The 22,582-nt window shown below is 63.4% G+C and carries 18 protein-coding genes; 12 read left to right on the forward strand and 6 right to left on the reverse strand.

Features of this window, described 5'->3' with window-relative positions; all coding sequences use genetic code 11:
* Position 1: 1 nt before the first annotated feature.
* The 4 genes from NKI29_RS10240 to NKI29_RS10255 all read right to left on the reverse strand — a co-directional run bounded on the left by NKI29_RS10240 (position 2) and on the right by NKI29_RS10255 (position 4,409).
* Positions 2-859, reverse strand: a complete 858-nt coding sequence (locus NKI29_RS10240) for a carbohydrate ABC transporter permease (protein WP_023676025.1) — start codon at positions 857-859, stop codon at positions 2-4.
* 9 nt (positions 860-868) lie between these two features.
* Positions 869-1,792, reverse strand: a complete 924-nt coding sequence (locus tag NKI29_RS10245) for a carbohydrate ABC transporter permease (protein WP_352452414.1) — start codon at positions 1,790-1,792, stop codon at positions 869-871.
* A 152-nt stretch (positions 1,793-1,944) separates the two neighbouring features.
* Positions 1,945-3,390, reverse strand: coding sequence for an ABC transporter substrate-binding protein (locus tag NKI29_RS10250; RefSeq protein WP_023676027.1), 1,446 nt, complete (start codon positions 3,388-3,390; stop codon positions 1,945-1,947).
* Positions 3,391-3,434: 44 nt separating this feature from the next.
* A complete protein-coding gene (locus NKI29_RS10255) occupies positions 3,435-4,409 on the reverse strand; it encodes a sugar-binding transcriptional regulator (protein ID WP_352569336.1) in 975 nt (324 codons plus the stop codon).
* Positions 4,410-4,637: 228 nt separating this feature from the next.
* On the opposite strand from NKI29_RS10255, the gene NKI29_RS10260 reads away from it, so the two are divergent.
* From NKI29_RS10260 to NKI29_RS10315, 12 genes are all read left to right on the forward strand, one after another.
* Positions 4,638-5,681, forward strand: a complete 1,044-nt coding sequence (locus tag NKI29_RS10260; protein ID WP_352569335.1) for a LacI family DNA-binding transcriptional regulator — start codon at positions 4,638-4,640, stop codon at positions 5,679-5,681.
* A 36-nt stretch (positions 5,682-5,717) separates the two neighbouring features.
* Positions 5,718-6,986, forward strand: a complete 1,269-nt coding sequence (locus NKI29_RS10265) for an ABC transporter substrate-binding protein (RefSeq protein WP_352569334.1) — start codon at positions 5,718-5,720, stop codon at positions 6,984-6,986.
* 77 nt (positions 6,987-7,063) lie between these two features.
* Positions 7,064-7,909 (forward strand): carbohydrate ABC transporter permease, encoded by an 846-nt coding sequence (locus NKI29_RS10270; RefSeq protein ID WP_023676031.1) that lies wholly within the window; start codon positions 7,064-7,066, stop codon positions 7,907-7,909.
* Positions 7,906-8,748, forward strand: coding sequence for a carbohydrate ABC transporter permease (locus tag NKI29_RS10275; RefSeq protein WP_023676032.1), 843 nt, complete (start codon positions 7,906-7,908; stop codon positions 8,746-8,748). The genes NKI29_RS10270 and NKI29_RS10275 overlap by 4 nt, the downstream gene beginning before the upstream one ends.
* A gap of 21 nt (positions 8,749-8,769) precedes the next feature.
* Complete coding sequence (locus tag NKI29_RS10280) at positions 8,770-9,810, forward strand: ABC transporter ATP-binding protein (RefSeq protein WP_023676033.1); 1,041 nt, start codon at positions 8,770-8,772, stop codon at positions 9,808-9,810.
* A gap of 32 nt (positions 9,811-9,842) precedes the next feature.
* Positions 9,843-11,123 (forward strand): amylo-alpha-1,6-glucosidase, encoded by a 1,281-nt coding sequence (locus NKI29_RS10285; protein WP_023676034.1) that lies wholly within the window; start codon positions 9,843-9,845, stop codon positions 11,121-11,123.
* 192 nt (positions 11,124-11,315) lie between these two features.
* A complete protein-coding gene (locus NKI29_RS10290; protein WP_023676035.1) occupies positions 11,316-12,716 on the forward strand; it encodes an SWIM zinc finger family protein in 1,401 nt (466 codons plus the stop codon).
* 305 nt (positions 12,717-13,021) lie between these two features.
* The gene (locus NKI29_RS10295) at positions 13,022-14,146 is read left to right on the forward strand and encodes a DUF5691 domain-containing protein (RefSeq protein ID WP_352569333.1); all 1,125 of its coding nucleotides are present in this window, start codon (positions 13,022-13,024) and stop codon (positions 14,144-14,146) included.
* A 20-nt stretch (positions 14,147-14,166) separates the two neighbouring features.
* Entirely contained in the window at positions 14,167-15,246 is a 1,080-nt protein-coding gene (locus NKI29_RS10300) for an ATP-binding protein (RefSeq protein ID WP_023676037.1), read from the forward strand.
* A gap of 4 nt (positions 15,247-15,250) precedes the next feature.
* Complete coding sequence (locus tag NKI29_RS10305; protein WP_352796138.1) at positions 15,251-17,509, forward strand: DUF5682 family protein; 2,259 nt, start codon at positions 15,251-15,253, stop codon at positions 17,507-17,509.
* Positions 17,502-18,758 (forward strand): VWA domain-containing protein, encoded by a 1,257-nt coding sequence (locus NKI29_RS10310; protein ID WP_023676039.1) that lies wholly within the window; start codon positions 17,502-17,504, stop codon positions 18,756-18,758. Before NKI29_RS10305 ends, NKI29_RS10310 begins: the two co-directional genes overlap by 8 nt.
* 183 nt (positions 18,759-18,941) lie before the next feature.
* Positions 18,942-20,342, forward strand: coding sequence for an FAD-binding oxidoreductase (locus NKI29_RS10315; RefSeq protein ID WP_502896664.1), 1,401 nt, complete (start codon positions 18,942-18,944; stop codon positions 20,340-20,342).
* Positions 20,343-20,377: 35 nt separating this feature from the next.
* Here the strand turns inward: NKI29_RS10315 and NKI29_RS10320 are convergent, their stop codons facing one another.
* Positions 20,378-21,307 carry a pseudouridine-5'-phosphate glycosidase gene (locus tag NKI29_RS10320; RefSeq protein ID WP_352691214.1) on the reverse strand — a complete coding sequence of 310 codons (930 nt, stop codon included), beginning with the start codon at positions 21,305-21,307 and terminating at the stop codon, positions 20,378-20,380.
* A 12-nt stretch (positions 21,308-21,319) separates the two neighbouring features.
* Positions 21,320-22,429 carry a carbohydrate kinase gene (locus NKI29_RS10325; RefSeq protein WP_352575544.1) on the reverse strand — a complete coding sequence of 370 codons (1,110 nt, stop codon included), beginning with the start codon at positions 22,427-22,429 and terminating at the stop codon, positions 21,320-21,322.
* Positions 22,430-22,582: the final 153 nt, after the last annotated feature.

Here is a 22,582-nt window from a genome sequence, read left to right on the forward strand (position 1 = left end):
GCTATCCTTTCACCGCGCCAAGCGACAGGCCTTCGACCAGATAACGCTGCGCATAAAGCGCAAGCGCCAGGGTCGGCGTGATCGACAGCACGATCGCCGCCGAAATCTGGCCGTACTGGATGCCCGACGACGTGATGAAGGCAAGCGCGCCGACCGTCACCGGCTGCTTATCGGCCGAGGCGAGCACCAGCGCGAAGACGAAATTATTCCAGGCGAAGATAAAGGCGAGCAAGCCGGCAGCCGCGATGCCGGGGCCGGCGAGCGGCAGCGCAATCTTGCGGAAGGTGGCAAACCAGGAATGGCCGGCGATGCGGTACGCATATTCGATGTCGGCCGGAATGTCCTCGAAATAGCCGCGCACGATCCACAGGATCAGCGGCAGGCAGATCAGCTGGTAAACCCAGATCAGCCCGATATAGGTGTTGGCCAGCCCAAGCTTCTGGAAGTAGAGGGTGAGCGGCAGGAGCACCAGCAGCGCCGGCGCAAACCTGAACGACAGCAGCGTGAAGGCGATGTCCTCCGAGCCGCGGAACTTGTGCCGTGCAAAGGCGTAAGCCGCCGGGACGCCAAGCAGCAGCGCGACGGCAACCGAAGTGACGGACAGGAAGACGGAATTCCAGAGATTGCGCATGAAGGCGATGTCGAGCGTGCCGGCCGCCGTCATCAGCTTGCCGGTGATCAACGCGGTATAGTTGGCGAGCGTCGGCTCGAAGACAAGCTGCGGCGGAATCCGCAGGATTGTCTCATTGGTCTGGAACGACATCATCAGGATCCAGACGATCGGGAACATGAAGAAGATCACGACCAGCGCCAGGGCTATGCCGCGCAGGATGCGTTCGAGAAGGGAGGTGTGTTCCATGCCAGCCTCCTATGCCTGGCCGCGGGCGCGTTCGCGCAGCCGCAGCCAGTTCTTGATAAAAATGTTCGAGAGGAAATAGGTGATCGCCCACAGGATGATCATCAGCGCCGCCGAGCGGCCGACATTGGTCGACTGGAAGAAGTTGAGATAGGCCTCAACCTGGAACACGGTCAGCGTGTCGCCCGGACCGCCCTGCGTCATGGCGTAGATGATGTCGAACTGCTGGATGGAATCAAGCAGGCGGAACAGGGTCGCCGTCAGGATGTAGGGGGTCAGCATCGGCAGTGTGATGCGGAAGAAGACGAAGCTGCGTGGCACGCCGTCGAGTGCTGCCGCCTCGAAGGGCTGCGTCGGCAGGCTGCGCAGGCCTGCAAGCAGCAGGATCATGATGAAGGGCGTGTAGACCCAAATGTCGACGAGCACGACGGTGAGCAGCGCCGTCGACGGAGACGAGGCCCAGCGGAAATCCTGCAACCCGATCAGGCTGGCGAGATAGCTGAGCACGCCGAAACCGGGATTGGTCATCAGCTTCCACATCAGCGCGGCGAGCGCCGGCGCCGTCATCAGCGGCATCAGCAGCATGATCGAGATGAAGTTGTTCAGCGTCGAGCGCTTTTGCAGCAGCATGGCGATGCCGAGACCGAGAAGCAGTTCAAGCACAACGGTGATGCCGGCGTAGAGCAGCGAGATCTCCAGCGTGTTCCAGAACTTCGGGTCGGTGAAGAACGAGATATAGTTGTCGCCCCAGTTGAACTGCCGCGCCCAGGGTTGGCTCAACCGGTAGCGCTGGAACGAATAGACCACCGACGTCAGGAACGGGATCAGGATGCCGATGCAGACCAGCAGAGCCGGCAGGCTGAGGAGATAGGGCAGCACCCGCTTGCTGATCCTGAAGCCCGACGGCCTGTTTCTTTGTATTGTCGCCGCAGTCATCGGCTGCTCCGTCATCCTGTTGCTTCGCCGTCCCGGCCGCCCAAGGGAGCAAGGCGGCCGGTCGGGCGAGCAGGCGGCACCTTTCGGGACCGCGTCGCAAACGTATCACATCTCAAAGGCTGGCCCGCGGACGGATCAGCCTTGGCCGCGGCTTAGCCGAGCCCGGCTTCCTTGAGCTGGCTGTTGATGCTCTCGGCCAGCTTGTCGAGGCCCTCGTCGACCGGCACTTCCTTGGCCACCATCTTCTGCAGCGTCGCCGCCCATTCGGTGGTGAGATCGAAGAACAGCGGCTGCGGGGTGAACTTGATGCTGGCGCCTGGCGCCGAGACGTCGAACATCTCGACATAACCCGGATAGCTCTTGTTCAGCTTCTCGCGGAACATCTCGTCGTTCCAGACCGACTGACGAACCGGATTGACGAAGTCCATCTTGGTCGCACCGAACAATGCATGCTCGGGTCCGGATGCCCATTGCATGAAGTACCAGGTGGCGTCCTTGTCCTTGGAGAAGTTGGACATCGACAGCGACCAGATCCAGATATTGGGCGTCGGTGCCTTGGCGGCGGGATTGGCCTTGAACGCCGAGAAGGCGAGCTTGCCGGCCATCTTGTTATCGCCGCCATTCATGAAGTAGCCAAGGATGTCGGCGTCGTAAATCATCGCCGAAGCACCTGCACCGAGATCGGTGCCGACCTGGTACCAGGTGTAGGTCGACCAGTCCTTCGGGCCGCTCTCCTGGATCATCTGGACCCACTGCTTGTGGAAAGCCTTGGATTCGGCGGTGTTCATCGCGGCCGACAGCTTGCCGTCAGCCGAGACGTTCAGGTCCTTCTGGTCGAAATTGGCGTAGGCCGACAGGAAGCCCGGGTGGATCGTTGCCCAGGAGCGCGAGCCGCGCACGCCGATGCCGTAGACGCCACCGCCGACGTCCTTGGTGAGCTTCGCCGCCGTAGCGACCATCTCATCCATATTGCCGGGAACGCTGACGCCGACCTTGTCGAACATGCCCTTGTTGTAGGTGATGTTGTTCTGCTCGAAGCCCCACGGAATGCACCATTGCTTGGCGTCCGCCGAACCGAGCGCGCCGCCCGGCTGGCCGTTCCAGGCGCAGGAGTTCTTGACGCCTGGCAGGAAGTCGTCCCAGGCATATTTCGGGTTGGTCTTGGCCGGATCCTTGATCCATTCGTTGAGGTCGGTGATCCAGCCGGCCGGACCGTAGGTCCAGGTCATGTAGGCGCCGGTCATGAAGGCATCGTATTCGGGCGAGCTGGCCGACAGCGCGGCGGTAACCTTGTCGAAATAGACGTCTTCCGGGAATACGTCATAGACGACTTCCATGCCGGTCAGCTTCTTGAAATTGTCGAGGTTGGCGATCATCGCATCGGCGTAAGGATGCTTGTTGAGCAACAGCTTGATGGTTTTGCCCTTATGCGCCTGCCAGTCGAAATCAGCCGCCAGGGCGCGGGTCTGCCCGAAATTGAGCAGTGTGCCGGCGGTGCTGGCGGCAAGGCCCATTGCACCGAGGCCCTTGATCAGCCCACGGCGGTCGACTTGTCCACGCAGGAATGCGTCGATGAGGTCTTTCTCTTTCTCATGCATTTCTCTTCTCCTCCACAGGGTAGTTTCAACGAAATGGTTGCCGGCTACCCGACCGGCGTCTGTTCCACGAGCGATCGCGCCGTCCGCTCGTCGGTTATCAGGCCTTTGAGATAACGGCCCTCCAGCACTGACTTGATGGCGCGAACCTTCACCTTGCCGCCGGCGACGGCGACAATCCTGCGGTTGCTGATGTCTTCGCGCGCCAGTGCCAGCGCCCGGTCGGAAAGCGTCGTCGCAACGGCCTTTCCGGCATCGTCGAAGAAATGGCCGAGCAGTTCGCCGACACCGCCGTTGCGGCGGATCTCCTCCATCTCGCCCTTCTCGATCATACCGGTGGCGACAAGCGAGGCCTCACGTTCGGCGGTGCCGATGCCGGCGATGAGCAAGTCGGCGGACTTGGCGAGGTCGAAGACATCGCTGACGCCTTTCTGCCCGAGCAACACTGTTCGATCCTCGACCGTGTTGGCGAACATCGGTACGGGCATCACATAGGCCTCCGCACCAGTCCGCTCGGCGACGCGGTGGATGACGTCATGCGGATTGGCCGAGAACTTGCGCGTCAGGCCGCCAAGCAGCGAGACGAAACGGATCCTGCCGGCCGATATGCGCGGCAGATATTCCACGCAGGCGGCAAGCGTGCGGCCGTGGCCGACGCCGATCAGCGCCTCTTCGCCGCGTTCGATCTCGCGCTTGAGAAACTGCGCGCCAGCAATGCCGAGCGCCTTGAGCGGCAGGTCTTCGGCATCGAAGTCCGGAACCACCTCGCAGTAGTCGAGGCCGTACCGGCCGGACAACTCATCCTCAAGCTGCACGCATTCGGAGACTTCGCCGTCGATGTAGACTTTGACCAGGCCTTCCTGATTGGCCTTGGTGATCAGGCGATGCGCCTTGAGACTGGTCAGGCCAAGCCGTTTGGCGACTTCCGACTGGGTCAGGCCGCCGGCATAGTGAAGCCAGGCGGCACGGGCTGCCATGCCGGTCTCATCGTCGCGCAGCAGGCCGTTGCCAAAACCAACCATTTCCGCCCTTTGATATTTTTATCAGTTGCTGCAAAATTTTTCACAAGGCGTCGCCCGAGTCAAGCAACCGCTGCGTTTAAATCTCCGGCCAGGAGCTTGCCGGCCGGGGCCGAATAGGGGCCGCGCTAACCAACGGGCAAGAAACAACACCGACCGCGCACCATTTAAAACGTTTGCAATTTCGCTTGAAGTGATTACAAACGTTTCAAACTTCGTTCGGGAGGAACGATGCCGGCCCGCGTTACCACCCTCAAGGAACTTGCTGCGCAGCTCGGCCTGTCGATTACCACCGTTTCGCGCGCCCTTGCCGGTCACGAGCAAATTGCCTTGAAAACGCGCCAACGTGTCGCCGAGGCTGCGCATCAGGCCGGCTATGTGCCGAACACCGCAGCCCGCACGCTGGTCTCCGGCCGCAGCGGCTTTGTCGGCATGGTGCTTCCGATCCGCGGCCCCAATCTGGTCGATTCCTTCCTCGGCGAATTCGTCACCGGGCTCGGCGAAGGGTTGGTTTCGCACGGCTCCGACCTGATCCTGGCCGCAGCGGCGCAAGGCCAGTCGGAACTTTCCGTGCTTCGCCATGTCGTCGAATCCGGACGCGCCGATGGGGTCGTCGTCACCCGCATCGCCGAGGTCGACGAGCGGCTTGCCTATCTGCGTCACCGCAATTTCCCGTTCGTCGCGCATGGCCGGCTGCTCGACGGCGACTTTGCCTACCATTGGCTCGATACCGATGGCGCGCACGCATTCGGCGAGGCCTTCGACATGCTCTACGATCTCGGACACCGCCATTTCGGCCTGGTGACGATTTCCGAGCCGATGACATTTCGCCATCTCAGACAGGACGGGCTCGCCGCCGCGATCGCCCGCCGGGGCGATCCGTCCGTCAGGCTCGATGTGGCGACGGCGCCGCGTTTCGATCGCGGTGCCCGCATCCAGGCAATCAACCGGCTTCTGCACGCCACCGAGCGGCCGACGGCGATTGTCGCGCTGTTCGACGAGCTGGCGCTGACTGTGATGGAAGAGGCGGGGCGCGCCGGACTTGCCATTCCTCGCGACCTTTCGGTGATCGGCTTCGACAACATAGCCGCCTCCGCCTATGCGCCGCCGGGGCTGACCACTTTCGACGCCTCGATCCGCCGGTGCGCGCGCGAGATCGGCGAGATGCTGCTGACCGTAATCGGCGACAGGCCGGACGCGCCACTGACGCGGCTGGTCCGGCCGACACTTGTCTCGCGGGCAAGCCATGGCCCGGCACCCACAGGACGGAACTGACGCCTTAGCGGCGCACAACCAGGGAGGAAGACGACGATGAATGCGTTGAGGACATTGGCAGGTGCGGTGCTGGCGTTGTCGCTTGCTGCCGGCGCAGCACAAGCCCAGCAGGTGTTGTTCTGGTCGACACAGGCGCGACCAGTGGAAGAGACACAGAAGATGCGCAGCGAAGTGCTGAAGGGGTTTGACGGCCAGGTCGACTATCAGGTCGCCGAGGACGGGCCCTGGCTCACCCGCCTTCAGGCCGAACTGCAGGCCGGCTCCGGCACCATAGGCGTGCTCGGCGGCCTGCACGGAGACTTCTCCACCGTCGGCGCGAACCTTGTCGATCTCTCTGGCGTCGATCTCGGTGGCGTCAAGGTCAACGAGACCTACAAGAAGCTCGGCATGCTCGGCACCGGCGAGCAGAAGTACCTGCCATGGATGCAGGCCACCTTTCTGATGGCGGCCAACAAACAGGCGCTGCAATATCTGCCGGCCGGCACCGATCTCAACACCATCACTTATGACCAACTGATCGAGTGGGCGAAAAACATCGCTGAAAAGACCGGTTCGCCCAAATTCGGTTTTCCGGCCGGCCCGAAAGGGCTGAAGCACCGTTTCTTCGAGGGTTTTCTCCTTCCATCGTATACCGGCTCGATGGTGACGAAGTTCCGCTCGGCGGAGGCCGAGACGGCGTGGAATAAGTTCAAGGAATTGTGGCAATACACCAACCCGAATTCGACCAACTATGCCTTCATGCAGGAGCCGCTGCTGACCGGCGAAGTCTGGGTGGCATTCGATCACGTGGCGCGCCTCGCCGACGCCTTCAACCAGAAACCCGACGAGTTTGTCGCCTTCCCGGCGCCGGCTGGCCCGGCAGGCCGCGGCTACATGTCGGTGGTGGCCGGTGTCGCTATCCCGAAGACCTCGCCTGACATGGACAAGGCCAAGGCGCTGGTCGCCTATATGCTGAAACCGGAAACCCAGATCGCGACGGTGAAGGCGACAAACTTCTTCCCCATCGTCGACGTCAAGCTGCCCGACGACATGCCGGCCTCGGTGAAGGCCTTCAGCCCAGTGATCGCCACCATGACCGGAGCTCCCGATGCGTTGCCGGCGCTGCTGCCGATGGGACTTGGCGGCCTCGGCGGCAAGTTCAACCAGGTCTACACCGACAGCTTCGAGCGCATCGTGCTCGGCGGCGAGGATGTGCACGGCGTGCTCGACGAACAGGCGACGGCGCTGAAGGCGATCATCGACCAGGCGAAGGCGCCATGCTGGGCGCCCGACAAGCCCTCGCAAGGCGCCTGCCCGGTCGATTAAGAATCCTCCCGGGCGTCCGGATTTCCAGCGCGCCGGGCGCCCACCCCTTTTGAAGCTTCGAATAGAGAGAGCGCTCCATGCACAGCAAGGCCCTGCCCTATCTGCTGCTGACGCCGGCGACGCTGTTCCTCTGTGTCTTTTTCCTTTACCCGTTCGTGTTGGTCGCCTTCGAGGCGTTCACCCGCGACGGCGGCTTTACGCTCGACAATTTCCGTACCATGGCGGGCAGCTGGAAGTTTCCGGTCACTGTCCGCAATACGCTGCTGCTGAGCGCCATCGTCGTGCCGATCCAACTGGTGATGGCGCTGCTGATGGCAACGGTGGTGTCGCGGCTTGAAACCGGGCGCAGCGCTGCGCTTTACATCTTCGCTATTCCGCTCGGCATCTCCGATCTCGCCGCCGGGCTGATCTGGCTCGCCATCTTCGACCAGTCCGGCTTCCTGAACACCTTGCTCTCCAATCTCGGCGTCATCGACAGGCCGGTTATGTTCCTCGGCTACCAGAGCAAGCTGACGATCTTCATCGCCGTGGCGCTGGCTGAGATCTGGCGCGCGACCGCCATCATGATGGTCATTCTGGTCGCCGGCATGGGGCTGATCCCCCGGGAATACTACGAGGCGGCGGAGGTCTTTGGCGCTAGCCCGTGGAAGCGCTTCATCAAGATCACGCTGCCTCTGCTGCGCCCAAGCCTGCAGACCTCGATCATCCTGCGCGTCATCCTTGCCTTTGAGGTCTTTGCCGTGGTTGCAGCACTCGGCGGCACCAATCTGCCGGTGCTGATGGGCGAGACCTACAATTGGCAGTTCACGCTGCAGGACCACAATGTCGCCGCCGCCATGGCGCTGTTCATCCTCGCCATCTCGATCGGCTTCACGCTGTTCTTCCTGCGGGTGCTGCGTGTGCCGAAGGAGACTCGCATATGAGCACTGTCGCGGAGCTCTCGATCGCCGCGCCTGAGGCCCGCAAAGCCGGCAACTGGTTGCTGGTCGCAACGGTCATCCTGCTTTGCGTCTGGGTGCTGCTGCCGATCTATCTGTTGATCGTCAACGCGCTGTCGTCGCCGGAAGAGGTGACCGCCTTTCCCAAGCGCTTCTTCCCGTCATTCGATTTCGGCAGCCTTTCTTTCTTCATCAATTTCGCCGGCGTCGCCAAGGCGCTGTGGAACTCCGTTCTCGTCGCCACGCTGACGATGCTCCTCTCGATCGGCTTCGGCGCACCCGCGGGCTACGCGCTGTCGCGCTTCGAATTCCCGGGCAAGGAAACGTTCCGTTTCCTTGTGCTGATGACCCGCGCCTTCCCGCTGCCGCTGCTGGCGCTGCCGCTGGCGGTGATGTTCATCCGCACCGGCCTCGACGACACCGCGATCGGGCTGGCGCTGGTCCACACCACGCTGGCGCTGCCGTTTGCGGTGCTGATCACCTTCTCGCTGTTCTCCGGCATTCCCGTCGAGCTGGAGGAGGCGGCCTGGACGCTCGGCTGCACGAGATTGCAGGCATTCCGAAAAGTCATTCTGCCGCTGGCGCTGCCGGGCATCGCGGCGTCGGCGGTGTTTGCCTTCACCATCTCCTGGAACGAGGTGTTTGCTGCCGCAGTGCTCACCATAGAGAACCGGACGCTGACTGCCTTCCTGTTGCAGAGCCTCGGCGAATCGCCGCTCTACCTCAAATTTGCCGGTGGCGCGGCACTGGTCATTCCGGCGCTGATCTTCATCTTCGCCGTTCGCAAATATCTGTTCGCCATGTGGGGGATCGCCAACCGATGACGCGCACAAAAGAGAACGCCGATGGCTGAGATCGTCATCAAGCAGGTGGCAAAACGTTTCGGCGGCTTCACAGCGCTGCATTCGATCGACCTGACCATCGCCGACCAGGAATTCATGGTGCTGCTTGGCGCCTCGGGTTGCGGCAAGACCACGCTGCTGAGGATCGTCGCCGGGCTGGAAACGCCAAGCCAGGGCGAGGTCTGGATCGGCGGCCGTCGCGTCGACCATCTGCCGCCGCGCGAACGCGGCATCGCTATGGTGTTCCAGAATTACGCCGTGTTTCCGCACCTGACGGTATTCGAGAATATCGCCTTCGGCCTGCGCATGAAGAAGCTGCCGCAGCAGGAGGTCGACGGGCGCGTCAACCGCACCGCCGAGCTCATGCATATCGAACAGCTTTTGAAGCGCTATTCGGGCCAGCTTTCCGGCGGTCAGCGCCAACGCGTGGCTGTGGCCCGGGCCCTGGCGATGGAGCCTGACGTGATCTTGATGGACGAGCCGCTGTCCAACCTAGACGCGCTGCTGCGGCTCGAAATGCGCGCCGAGCTCAAAGGTGTGCTCGCGGCGTCCAAGACCACCACCATCTACGTTACCCACGACCAGGTCGAGGCGATGAGCCTCGCCGACCGCATCGCCGTCATGCATCAGGGCCGTATCGTCCAGGCCGCCTCGCCGGTAGAGGTCTACCGCAATCCGGCGGCCCGCTTCGTCGGCTCCTTCATCGGCAACCCGCCGATGAATTTCATCCCGGCGACGAAGACGGCCGACGGCAGTTGGACCGTCGCCGGGCTGACGCTGCCCGGCCCCAAATCGGACAAGCAGACGATAGAATTCGCCATTCGCCCCGAGGATGTGGACGCCGGCAACGAAGGTATTAACGCCACCGTGCGCGTTGTCGAGCCGCTCGGACCGCACACGCTGGTCACCTGCGACGTCGAGGGCGGCCTGTTCCGCGCCATCCTCGAATCGAATGCCACGGTCGCCGTCGGCGATCACTTGCGGCTTTCGCCCAAACCCGATCGCGTCCGCTGGTTCGATCCCGAAACCACCAACGCCCTTTGATCCCCTTCGATTCTGAAAGTACGAACGCCCCGATGATATCTCTTGCTGTCGACGAAACCATCGCCCGCGCCGTCGAGGTGCTCAGGGAAAATGACCAAGGCACCTATACCATACCGACCAAGGGGCTCTACCCGTTTCAGTGGAACTGGGATTCCTGCCTGACCGCGCTCGGCCTTGCCCACTATGACGAGGCGCGCGCCTGGACCGAGATCGACACGCTGTTCGCCCACCAATGGCCAGACGGCATGGTGCCGCACATCGTCTTCCATGTCTGGAGCGACGGCTATTTCCCCGGGCCGGAGGTCTGGCGAACCAACCGCCCGACTGCCACCTCCGGCATCACCCAGCCGGCGGTCGCCGGCTTTGCCGTGCGCCGCTTGTTCGACCAGGCCAAGGACAAGGCCCTGGCGGCCGATCGCGCCCGCGCGCTGTTGCCGAAAATCGATGCCTGGCACCGCTGGTTCTACGAAAATCGCGACCCGGACGGCGAAGGGCTGGTCGCCATAATCCACCCATGGGAGTCCGGCCGCGACAACTCGATCGACTGGGACGAGGCGTTCGAGCGCGTGCCGACCGAAGGCGTCGAGCCCTACACCCGCCGCGACATCCTGCACGCCGATCCGGCGCATCGTCCAACCAAGGCACAGTATGACCGCTATGTCTGGCTGTTGCAGCATTTCCGCGGGCTTGGCTGGGATAATGCCCGGCTGCACGATGCCTCGCCATTCCAGGTCGTCGATCCCGGCTTCAACGCCATCCTGATCCGTTCCGCCGCCGACCTTGCCGATCTCGCCGAGGCACTTGGCGAAACCGAAATCGCAGAAGCCAATCGCGCCCGTGCCGAAAAGGGGCTTTCGGCAATGGAACGGCTGTGGAGCGACGCGCATGGCCAGTACATTTGTTTCGACCGAGTGGCCGGAAAGCATGTTGACAGCGCGTCGGTCGGCGGCATTCTGTCGGTATTTTCGGCCATCCCGGAAAGCCGGGCAGCGACCATCGCTGCAACGATCGAGCGCATCGCCGGCAAAGCGCGTTACATCGTCCCGTCGCACGATCCTGAGGATGGGCGCTTCGACCCAAAGCGCTACTGGCGCGGCCCGGTCTGGCTGGTGGTCAACTACATGATCGCCGACGGCCTTGCCGCCGCCGGCCACAGCCAAATCGCACAACGGATCACGCAATCCAGTCTCGAGCTGATCGCCGAGAGCGGTTTTGCCGAATATTACGATCCCCTCAGCGGCGAGCCGCTCGGCGGCAATCGCTTCACCTGGACCGCGGCAATGGTGATCGAGTTCCTGAAGGGCAGAGCCTGAACGCTTCCGCCTAGGCCGCCGGCTACCAAAGCCCGTTCTGTCTGCCGAATAACAGTCGACCCCATTTGCGTCTGAGGCATGTCCCGGCCCATCAAAACAGGGCCAAGGCATGCCAATCTTCACCATGCCAGAGCTATAATAATTCTTCACAAACCGCTATCTATACTGCGTCGGGGCGGGGAGAAGCGCGGCTTGGAATTCGATCTGAAAACCATTGAGGCGCTTGCTCCCGATCAGGCGTCGCTGAGCGCCGCCTCCAAGCTCACCAAACGAACGAACTGGCCGCGGCTCGAAAAGCATGAGCAGCAGGCGCTCATCTGGGGCGAATGCCAGGGCTCCGGCTCCAATCCTTATCGAGTGGTGGTCGACACGGGTGATCACGGCTACAAATGCACCTGCCCTTCGCGCAAATTCCCATGCAAGCACACTCTGGCCCTGATGTGGATTGCCGCCACCGCGCCAGCCAGTTTTGCCGCTGCCAATACCACGCCGGAATGGGTGAATGACTGGCTTGGCCGACGCAGGAAGACAACGCCACAGCCGGCGCAACCGGTACCCGGTGCGGAAGCCAAGCGCATCGGCGAAGCCTCACAAGCCGACGAGAGCACCGCCATTGAAGACATCGCGGCGCTGGAGCGTCGCGAGGCGGCGCAGCGCAAGCGGGCGGAAAGCACACGAGAAGCAGTGTCGGCTGGGCTCGATGAGCTTGACCAGTGGATTGCCGACCAGTTACGGCTCGGTCTGTCCGGGTTTGTCGACGCCAGCAGCGACCGTTGCCGGCGGATTGCTGCGCGGCTGGTCGATATGAAGGCAGCCGCGCTCGCCGGCCGTATCGACGAGATTCCGTCGCGGCTGATGGCGCTGCGCAGCGAGGAACGGTCTGATGCGGCAATCCGCGAGCTCGGCAAGCTCGTGCTGCTGGCCAAGGCGTGGCGGTCGGAGCCCGACGACCCCGAGCTGAAGCGCCTCGTATCAACGTCGGAACCCCGCGAACAGGTTCTCAGCAGTCCGGATGCAAGACAGGTTGAAAGCCTCTGGGAAGTTCTCGGCGAGAAGATCGAGAGCCGCCGCGATGGTCTGGTCAGCCATTCGACCTGGCTGCTCGATTTGAAAAGCGCCACCCCGCAATTTGCCGTGCTGCTCGACTTTTTCCCGGCTTCGGCCGGGCGCCGGTCCAACGCTTTTGCACCAGGCGACCGTTTCAATGCCCGACTGGTGTTTTATCCATCACGCCTGCCGCTCCGCGCCCTCGTGGTGGAGCGCATGGGGGAGGTTGTGCCCGGCGCGTGGCCCGATTTTGCTTTTGGCACCGCGAAGGATCCGCTCGCCACGCATGCTTCCCATCAGGACGCCGCGCCCTGGATCGCCGATTGTCCCCTCATGCTGCCGCCCGGTGCTATCCTGCTCGACGATCGGGGCACGGCATGGTGGCAGGCGGAGGATGAACCGCAGGGGATCGCCTTGCCGATCGCCGGCGCGGTAGATCAAACCTTGCTCGGCCTCGACCTTGCAGCCACGGCAGCGCTCTGGAACGGCGCCCGGCTTGAGCTTCTGGCGGCGCAAAGCGAGTTCGGGAGGCTTGATCTGGCGTGAACGAAAGCGAGCAAACAGGCCTGGCGGCAATGCGCGATTGCTGGATCACCGGCGGTGCTACGTTCGATCTGGCTCCGGCCGGATGGAAGGCAATCGCCGGCGGTGCAAGTCCCGACGAACAGGAGCGCCGGCTCCTGGCAATCGCAGCACAAGCGCTCGACGTCGCGCTGCGGCCGGCCGCGCCGACGACACTCAAGCGTCGTCCGCCGCTGCCCAGACTTGCCCTGCCCATTCTGCCGGCACGATTTCGGCCGTTGTTGAGAGCCGCTCTGAAGCACGCCGCCGACGCGAGGCGAAAGGCACGCGTGGCGGCGCTCGTCGCCAGCCGCGGCTTTGTGCTCCATCCCATGGACTGGATGCCCTCGGATCAGAACAGCCCTGACGTCTACGCACCATGGGTAGACTGGCAAGCAAGCATGAACGGGGAAAGGCTTGCCCCACAAGAGAAACTGACTGCGGAAAACTGGGATGAGTTCTATCCCGCCGCGCGACGCTTGGCCCTTGCCGATATGCGCCGTACTGACCCGACATCGGCTCGAATGTTGATCGAAGCCAAGGCGTCGGGCGAACCGGCGGAAGTCAGACTTGCGCTGGTCGAGCTTATGCGCTTCGGCCTGAGTGCCGAGGACGTGCCTTTCCTGAAAAGCCTTTCCGCCGACAGGTCCGGCAAGGTGCGCGAACTGGCTGGCCGGCTGCTGGCAAGATTAGGAGAGCACGTTCGCCCGAGCGACGGTGGACCGGACGATCCCGTAGCCGAACTCGCCGCCTTTATCACTGAAGGCAGATCGGGCTTCATCCGCCGCCGGACGATCTACACTCCAGCAAAACTAAAATCCCAAGCGCAGGAGCAACGCCGCGCCGAACTGTTCGAGATATGCAACCTCGTCGAGGTTGCCGAACGGTTCAACACTACGGAAGCCGAATTCATAGGAGGCTGGCAATTCGGTGCCGACAATAAAGCCGACATCCTGATCGCACGAATGGTCGCCGCCTCAGGGAGCGAAGCCGCCCTTACGCAGATGGCGGATACACTTATCGCCGAAGGCGGCAAACCGGCGCTGTTCGTGCTTCACCTCATGCCGCGCCTGGACAGCCGCAGAAAGCGTGTCCTCATCAGGCTGATCCTCAAGGAGACAACTTATCTTGGCATGATCAACCTGGCGGAAGGCATCGATGTCGACTGGCTGGAATGGGACGACCTGACGAATGGACAGGCGCTCGCCGCACTGCGTTCCGCCGCCGGCGGAAAAGACGACGCCGCGCGGCGGGGTCTCGACGATGTACTGGAGACGATCGGCTTCCTTGCCACCGCGACCACGGCAGCGAAATTGATCGACGACATGGTCGCGGCGGGCGTGCCGCCCGCGGCTCCTTCACTCGGGCTTCTACGTCTCAATGCATCACTGGCGGGGCCTGGAAGCAACACATGACCAATCCGGAGAACAGCAAAATGAACGCAGCCATCCGCCTCCCGGTCGAGCAGGCCTACGCTTCGGAATTGCAGGCGCTGGCGCGCGATGACGACCGGCAGAGGCCTGCCGGCTGGAGCCTGTCGCCACAGGCTGTGCTGACCTATTTGCTAGGCGGGAAGGCCGGTGACGGCACCTTGGTAACGCCAAAATATGTCGGTCGCCGCCGGTTGATGGAAACCGCGGTAGCGACGCTCGCCACCGACCGTGCACTCTTGCTGCTCGGCGTTCCCGGAACCGCCAAGTCCTGGGTGTCTGAACATCTTGCCGCCGCCATCATGGGCGACTCGACGCTGATCGTGCAGTGCACGGCCGGCACCGACGAGAACCAGATCCGCTATGGCTGGAACTATGCGCAGCTACTGGCAAAGGGCCCGAGCCAGGAAGCGTTGGTGCCGACGCCGCTCTACCGAGCCATGCAGAACGGCAAGCTCTGCCGGCTGGAGGAACTGACCCGCATGGGCTCAGACGTGCAGGACACGCTGATCACCGTGCTTTCCGAAAAGATGATGCCTATCCCGGAATTGAACACCTCGATCTACGCCCAGCGCGGCTTCAACATTATCGCCACGGCAAACAACCGCGACAAAGGTGTCAACGAGCTCTCCTCGGCGCTCAAGCGTCGCTTCAATGTCGTGGTGCTGCCATTGCCGGAAGACATGGCCGAAGAGGTGGCGATCGTCTCCAAACGGGTCGACGAGATGGCTGGCGGACTCGACCTGCCGGTGCCGAAAAATGTCGGCGAGGAGATCGCCCGTGTGCTGACCATTTTCCGCGAATTGCGCTCCGGCGCGACTGCCGACGGCAAGGTGACGCTGAAGACGCCTTCCGGCTCGCTGTCGACCGCAGAAGCGATCGCCACGATGGTTGGCGGGCTCAGCCAGGCGGCGTGGTTCGACAGTGGCAAGCTCGGCGCCGAAGGTCTCGCCGCCAGCCTTGTCGGCGCGATCGTGAAGGATCCGGTACAGGACAAGGTGGTGCTGGAGGAATATCTGGAAACCGTGCTCAAGAAGCGGGCCGACTATGCCGGCTATTACGCGGCGCTGAACGCAGCGATCTGACGCCATGGGCCACGGCGACATTGCCTATTTCGGGATACGCCATCACGGGCCGGGTTCCGCCGACAGCCTGGTGCAGGCACTGAAGGATTTGAACCCGGTCGCCGTGCTGATCGAGGGGCCGATCGACGCCTCTGAGCTTCTGCCCATGCTGGCCCGCCCCGAAATGCAGCCGCCTGTGGCGCTCCTTTGCTATCCGGAGGACGATCCGGCTTCGACAAGCTTCTGGCCTTTTGCCGAGTTCTCGCCCGAATACCAGGCGGCGCTTTGGGCTGTGGGCAATAAGGCGACGTTGCAGTTTATCGACCTGCCGTCATCGGCACGGTTCACCACTGCTGCGATCGGTGGCGCGGAGGACACCGATGCGACCGAAGCTACCCAAGCCCCCGAGGATGGTGACGCGGCTCCGCTTCCGCGTGATCCGATAGCCATGCTGGCACACGCCGCCGGTTATGAGGACGGCGAAAGCTGGTGGTCGGACATCATTGAACAGAACCCGGAACCCGGCCCCATATTTGCGGCCATCGCCGATGCGATGACGACACTGCGGAATGGTGAGGGTCCGATCGCGCAGTTCGAAGCCAAGCGCGAGGCGCATATGCGGCTCGAAATCGCCAAGGCGCGTAAGCAGTTCGACGGGCCGATCGCCGTCGTCTGCGGGGCATGGCATGTGCCGGCGCTGCAGGCCACCCACACTCAGAAAAACGATCAGGTCCTGATCAAGGGAATTGCCCGGCGCAAGAGCACAATGACATGGGCACCGTGGACGGGACCGCGCCTGGCGCGGGGATACGGCTATGGCGCGGGCGTCGTCGCACCGGGCTGGTGCAAGCATCTCTGGCGCACGCGCGGCCGGCGCGATGCGGCGACCCTGTGGCTTGCGACGATCGCCGCCGTGCTGCGGGCGAAGGGTCACCTGATCTCGACCGCTTCGTTGATCGAAGCGGAGCGGCTCGCCCGGACGCTAGCCGCGATTCGCGAACGACCGAAACCCGGATTTGAGGAATTGCGCGACGCCGCGATCGCCGCCCTCTTCAACGGCGAAGCGTTGCTGTGGGGGCTGGTCGAGGCCGAGCTGCTTCTGGGTTCGGACGTCGGCGAAATTCCGCCCGACACACCGCTGGCGCCACTGATCGAGGATCTGCAGCGTAGCCAAAAGGCGGCGCGCCTAAAACCCGAGGCGCTGGAGCGGGAACTGTCGGTCGACCTGCGAAGCGAGAGCGGGCTGTTTCGCTCGACATTGCTGCATCGGCTGCACGTGCTTGGTGTGCATTGGGGCAGACTGACCGATGCCGGTCGCAGCCGTGGCACCTTCCGCGAGCGGTGGACCCTAGCGTGGGAACCGGAATATGCCGTTCGTCTGGTCGAGAACCTGATCTACGGGCCGACCATCGAAAAGGCTGCCAATGGCCGCCTGATCCAGATGATCGAAACGGCGGCGACGCTCGATACGCTTGCGGCACTGGTCCAGAGCGCCATCACTGCAGGCCTGTCGGAAGCATCGACTGCCGGCCTCACGGCGTTGGAGGCACGCGCGGCGCGCAGCAGTGAATGCCTGGAGATCCTGGCGTCGGTGCCGCCGCTCGCCGACATTGTCCGCTACGGCGAGGCCCGCAAAACGCAAACGGACCGGCTGTCCGGCCTCATGGAGCGGCTGATCGTCGAAGGTGCGATCGCGCTTCCCTACGCTGCGCGCGATCTGGATGAGCAGGCCGCCGCGACACTGGTTGGTGCGATGCGCAAGGCCGATGAGGCGATCAGGCTGGTCGAACCCGGCCAAGACGTGCTGGACGGATGGCGCAACGGGCTGGCGGCCGTACTGGAGGCGTCACGGTCGACGGCGCTGCTGGCCGGGTGCGCCGCACACCTGCTGTATGAAGCTGGTCGCCTGTCCGCCGAAGCCGCTGCCGGGCTGCTCGGGCGACGCCTGTCACCGGGGACGCCTGTCACTGACGCGGCCGGGTTCTTCGAAGGCTTCTTCAGCACAGCCGGTCAACGGCTGATTTATGACGAGGGTCTGCGCGGTGCGGTCGATGGGTGGCTCAGATCCCTGGACGAAGATGCTTTCATCGCGCACCTGCCGTTGCTGCGCCGCGTCTTTTCCAATCTGGATCGCATGGAACGCCGCCGGCTGATCGAAGCGGTCCTCGGCCGCGCCGCGCGCTTGCCGGCTGGCCTGACGCCGACGCCGGATGGCGGCGAGGCATGGCGCCGGCACCTGGGGCTGCTTGGACCATTGCTCAACGGAGAAACCGGCAATGGATGACGAGGCCGAAATGAACGAACCCGGCCCGCTCACTGCCGATGGCGGAAGGGAGCGCCGCTGGCGACTGGCGATCGGCGCCGATGACGAAACGTCTGGGGCACTTTCCAGCGACGACAAACGGCTTTCGGCGGCACTCGACGCTCTCTACGGCGACGGCATTAGCGCCGCTTCTGCCGACCCACGCAAGCGGCGTGGCGGCCTTGGCCGGTCGGCGCCGCGCGTTGCACAATGGATGAGCGACATCCGCTCCTTCTTTCCGGCGCAGGTCGTCCAGATCGTCCAGAAGGACGCCTTCGAACGGCTGGACCTGAAGCAGATGCTGATGGAACCGGAATTCCTCAAGGCGATCGAGGCGGACGTCAATCTCGTCGCCGACCTGATTTCGCTGCGCTCGGTCATGCCGGCCAAGACCAAGGACATTGCCCGGACGATCATTGCCGATATCGTCGGCAAGCTGATGCAGAAGCTGGAGCAGAAGACCGCCGAGGCGATACGCGGCGCTCTCGATCGATCGAGACGCACCAACCGCCCGCGTGCACGCGATATCGACTGGCAGCGCACTATTTCGGCGAACCTTCGCCACTATCAACCCGAGCATAGGACCATCGTGCCGGAGAAACTGGTCGGCTTCATGCGCAAGCAGCGCCGGCTTGTCGATCTGGATGAGGTCGTTCTCTGCGTCGACCAGTCCGGCTCGATGGCAAGCTCGGTGGTCTACGCCTCGATCTTCGCGGCTGTGATGGCCTCGCTGCCGGTTGTGCGCACCAAGCTTGTCTGCTTCGATACGGTGATCGTCGACCTGACCGAAGAGCTCAGCGATCCCGTCGAGGTGCTGTTCGGCGTGCAGCTTGGCGGCGGCACCGACATCAATCAGGCGGTCGCCTATTGCGCCGACCGTATCGAACGGCCCACCAAGTCGCATCTGGTGCTGATCACCGATCTCTATGAAGGCGGTAATGGCCAGGAACTGCTGCGGCGACTGGCAGCGCTGGTTCGATCCGGCGTAAATGTCGTCGTGCTTCTGGCGCTGACCGATCAAGGCCGGCCCGGCTACGATCCAACAATGGCAGGCTCGGTAGCAGCCCTTGGTATTCCCGTCTTCGCCTGCACGCCGGATCTGTTTCCGGACATGATGGCTGCGGCCTTACGCCGCGACGATATCGGAGCATGGGCGGCAGGCGCCGACATCAAGGTGGTCCGCGCCGAAACGCAGGCGTCGAGCCACCCATCACCAACTGCCACAGTTTGACAAAACGCGGTCCGCGCCTATGGTCGACCTGTTACAGGAGCGGTGCATGGCGACAGCAACCGACTGCATTTTTGGCGGGTTTTCCGCATGTTTTCTTTCCAGCGAAATTCGCGTCAAGCCGCTCCTGCAATCCTCAGCGGTCTTCGCGTGCGTTGCATCGATATCTGCGCGCCAATAGCATCCGTGAGCGCCCTCTCCTCGCGAACCGCCGAACTTCTGTCGCGACTTGAGGGTCGGCTGGATCGGTCGGCGATCGTCTCGGCAGATGAGGCCGGGCCGCGTTACAGGGAAGACCCCGACGGCAAGACCGGTGCGCGGCCGGAGGTCGTGCTGCGACCGCGCACTGCCGGCGAGGTGTCGGACATACTGCGCCTGTGCAATGAGGCGGGGCAGAGGCTTGTGGTCCAGGGGGGCCGGACCGGGCTTGCCAGCGGCGCTCGCATCCAACCCGGCGAAGCTGTGCTGTCGCTGGAGCGCATGACTTCCGTTGAAGCTCTCGACCGCGAGGCGGCGACCATCATCGCCGAGGCCGGCGCGCCGCTGCAAGCGGTGCAGGAAGCCGCCGATGCGGCCGGCTTGCTGTTCGGCGTCGACATCGGAGCGCGCGGCACGGCCACCGTCGGTGGCAATGTCGCCACCAATGCCGGCGGCATCCGTGTGCTGCGCTACGGCATGTACCGGGCGCAGGTGCTTGGGCTGGAAGCGGTGCTTGCCGACGGCAGTATTCTGACCTCGCTCAAGGGTTTGGCGAAGGACAACTCCGGCTACGATCTCAGCCAATTGTTCATCGGCAGCGAAGGCACGCTCGGCCTGGTCACACGCGCATGCCTGCGGCTGCATCCGAAGCCGGCCACCGAGATCAACGCCTTCTGCGCGCTTGCTTCGCTCGACGCGGCGATCACGTTGCTTGCGCTGCTCAGGCGGAAGCTCGGGCCCTTGCTGTCGGCCTATGAGGTGAATTTCGCACCGCTCTATGGCGCCATGATCGCCGGCATGGAGGCGCCGGCGCCGCTGCCCGCCGGCTCGCCCGTCTATGTGCTTGCCGAGATACAGGGCAGCGAGCCCGACCGCGACGGCGAACGTTTTGCCGCGGTGCTGATGCAGGCGGTTGAAGATGGCGTGATCGACGACGTGGTCGTCTCGCAATCGCCGCGCGAATTCCGGGCGCTCTGGGCGGTGCGAGAAGAGGCCAACCGTTTCCTGTTTTCGATGGCAGGCCTGATCGGCGTCGATATCAGCATCCCACTGGCGAGAATGGCGACTTTCCTGGGCGAAACAGAAGCCGCCATCAGGGCCGTCGACCCTGGCGCCGACATCTACGTCTTCGGCCATCTCGGCGATGGCAATCTGCATTATCAGGTCCGCACCGCGGATCCGGCGGCCGCATACGGCATCGTGTACCGCGGTGTTGCCACCGCCGGCGGTGGCGTTTCGGCCGAACATGGCATCGGCCTCGACAAGAAGGAATGGCTGCACCTTGTGCGCAGCGACGCCGAGATCGCGGCCATGCGCCGCCTGAAAGCAGCCTTCGACCCGAACAACATCCTCAATGCCGGGCGCATCTTCGACCTGGCGCCGGGCTGAAATCGAAGGCCGGTAGCGCTGGCCGGATACTGTCTCTATCTGGTCGCGCTCTTCAATTCCGCATGCGCAACCGCAATGCGGGCAGCAAGCGCGGCGTTGTTGCGGACCAGCGCGATGTTGGCCTTCAGGCTGCGGCCTTGCGAAAGCTCATTGATGCGTGCGAGCAGAAATGGCGTTAGTTCCTTGCGCCCGATGCCGCGCTTCTCGGCCTCAGCCACGGCCGCTGCGATCGTGCCGTCGATGAACGCCGGATCGAGCGCGTCCGCTTCGGGGATAGGGTTGGCGACGAGAATGCCGGTGCCGGATTCCATCTCGTCATGCAGCAGCATGGCTCGCGCGATCTCGTCGGGCGTGTCGAGGCGATGATCGGCCTTGAGCCCGCTGGAGCGGGTGTAGAAGGCCGGAAAATCGTCGCTCCGGTATGCGATCACCGGCACACGCTGGGTCTCCAGGTATTCCAGCGTCTTCGCAATATCGAGGATCGACTTAACTCCGGCGCAGACGACGGTCGTGCCGGTTTGGCCGAGTTCGGTCAGGTCGGCGGAGATATCGAAAGTGGCTTCGGCGCCGCGATGCACGCCGCCCACGCCGCCGGTCGCAAAAATGCCGATCCCGGCTAAAGCGGCGATCCGCATCGTCGCCGAGACGGTGGTTCCGGCCGAGCCGCCGCGCACCATGATGGCGGCGAGATCGCGCCCGGAAGCCTTGACCACGCCCTTTGCCGCTGCCAGCTCTTCCAGTTCACGGTCGTCGAGGCCAACCTTGATCTTGCCGGCGACCACTGCGATCGTGGCGGGCACGGCGCCGTTTTCACGCACTACGGTCTCGACACCACGGGCAGTTTCCAGATTGGCCGGATATGGCATGCCGTGGGTGATAATCGTCGATTCCAATGCCACCACCGCGCGGCCTTCATCAAGCGCAGCAGCGACTTCATCGTTCAGGTGGACAAGGAAAGGTTTCATATCATCTCGCTTTCAGGCAGGAATGCGGTACATGCCGGCGGCAAGGAAGCGCGGCGACAGATCGGGATGGACGCTGGATTCGCTCTCGGTGGTCAGTGTGGCAAGCAGCGCGCCGGTGCGCACGGCATGAGCGACCGGCTCACCCGAAAGCACCTTGTACAGTGTGCCGGCGATCATCGCGTCACCGGCGCCGGTGATATCGACGGGCTGGGCCGGGACGGAGTGCATGGTCGTCACACCGCTCTCGGTCGCAACGGCAAATCCATGCGCGCCCACGGTCACGATCACCTCGCCGGCGCCGGCCGCGCGCAGCGCTGCCGCTGCTTCCTCCGGCGTCAGCCGCCTGTCGGCATCCGTCATGCCGAGCATCGTATTGGCCTCGTCATGATTGGTGAACAGAAGATCGATGCCGGTCAGGTCCTTCGGCAGGCGCGCTGATTTCGGCGCCGATACCGTGTCGACTGCGAGCTTGAAGCGCGCACCCTGCTTGCGCGACATCAGTGCTGCGAGGGTCGCGGCCGGCAGATTGCAGTCGATGAACACCCATGTCGCCGAAGCCAGATGCGGCCAGAAGCGGTCAAGATAGGACGACGAAAACAGATCGAAGATCTCCATGTCGGCAATGCCGAGCACGAGGTCGTTGTTGCGGTCGAGGATGGCCGCGTATTCCGCCGTCGGCCGTTCCGTGGTGGTGATGACCTGGCTGACATCGGCGCCGAGGTCGCGCAGATGCCGCACCAGTGAGCGGCCGGTTTCATCGTCGCCGACGATCGAGACGAAGCTTATGTCGACGCCGAGGCGGGCAAGGTTTTCGGCGACGTTGCGGGCAACCCCGCCGAAGCTGCGATAGCCGTCGACCGGGTTCGACGTCTCGAAAATCAGATCCTTCTTGGCGTGGTATTTGCGGTCGAGCACCGCGCCGCCGACGCAGACCATGCGCTTGGACGTCGGCAAGACGTAACCACGGCCGAGAATGTATCCCTTGTTGACGAGTTGCACGATGTGGGCCGCGACCGTCGAGCGGGCGATGCCGAGTACCGTTGCTATGTCCTGCTGGCCGGCGAATGGGTTCGCCTCAATGAGGTCGAGAACCGCTTGTTCCTGTGCTCCAAGGTCGTCCATTGTCTCGGCCGTCAAATTCGAGGCTGAACGCTTTCGCAACAACAGATGACATTGTCAACATTTGTTTCGACCGGCGGCATTTGACCAATCGGCGCTCCCGCGACTCTCTGCCAGCCGGACGAAGAAAGCGGGTGAGCACATTGAAGAAAGCTA

This window comes from Mesorhizobium sp. M0678 (genome assembly GCF_040320505.1).
GTDB lineage: Bacteria > Pseudomonadota > Alphaproteobacteria > Rhizobiales > Rhizobiaceae > Mesorhizobium.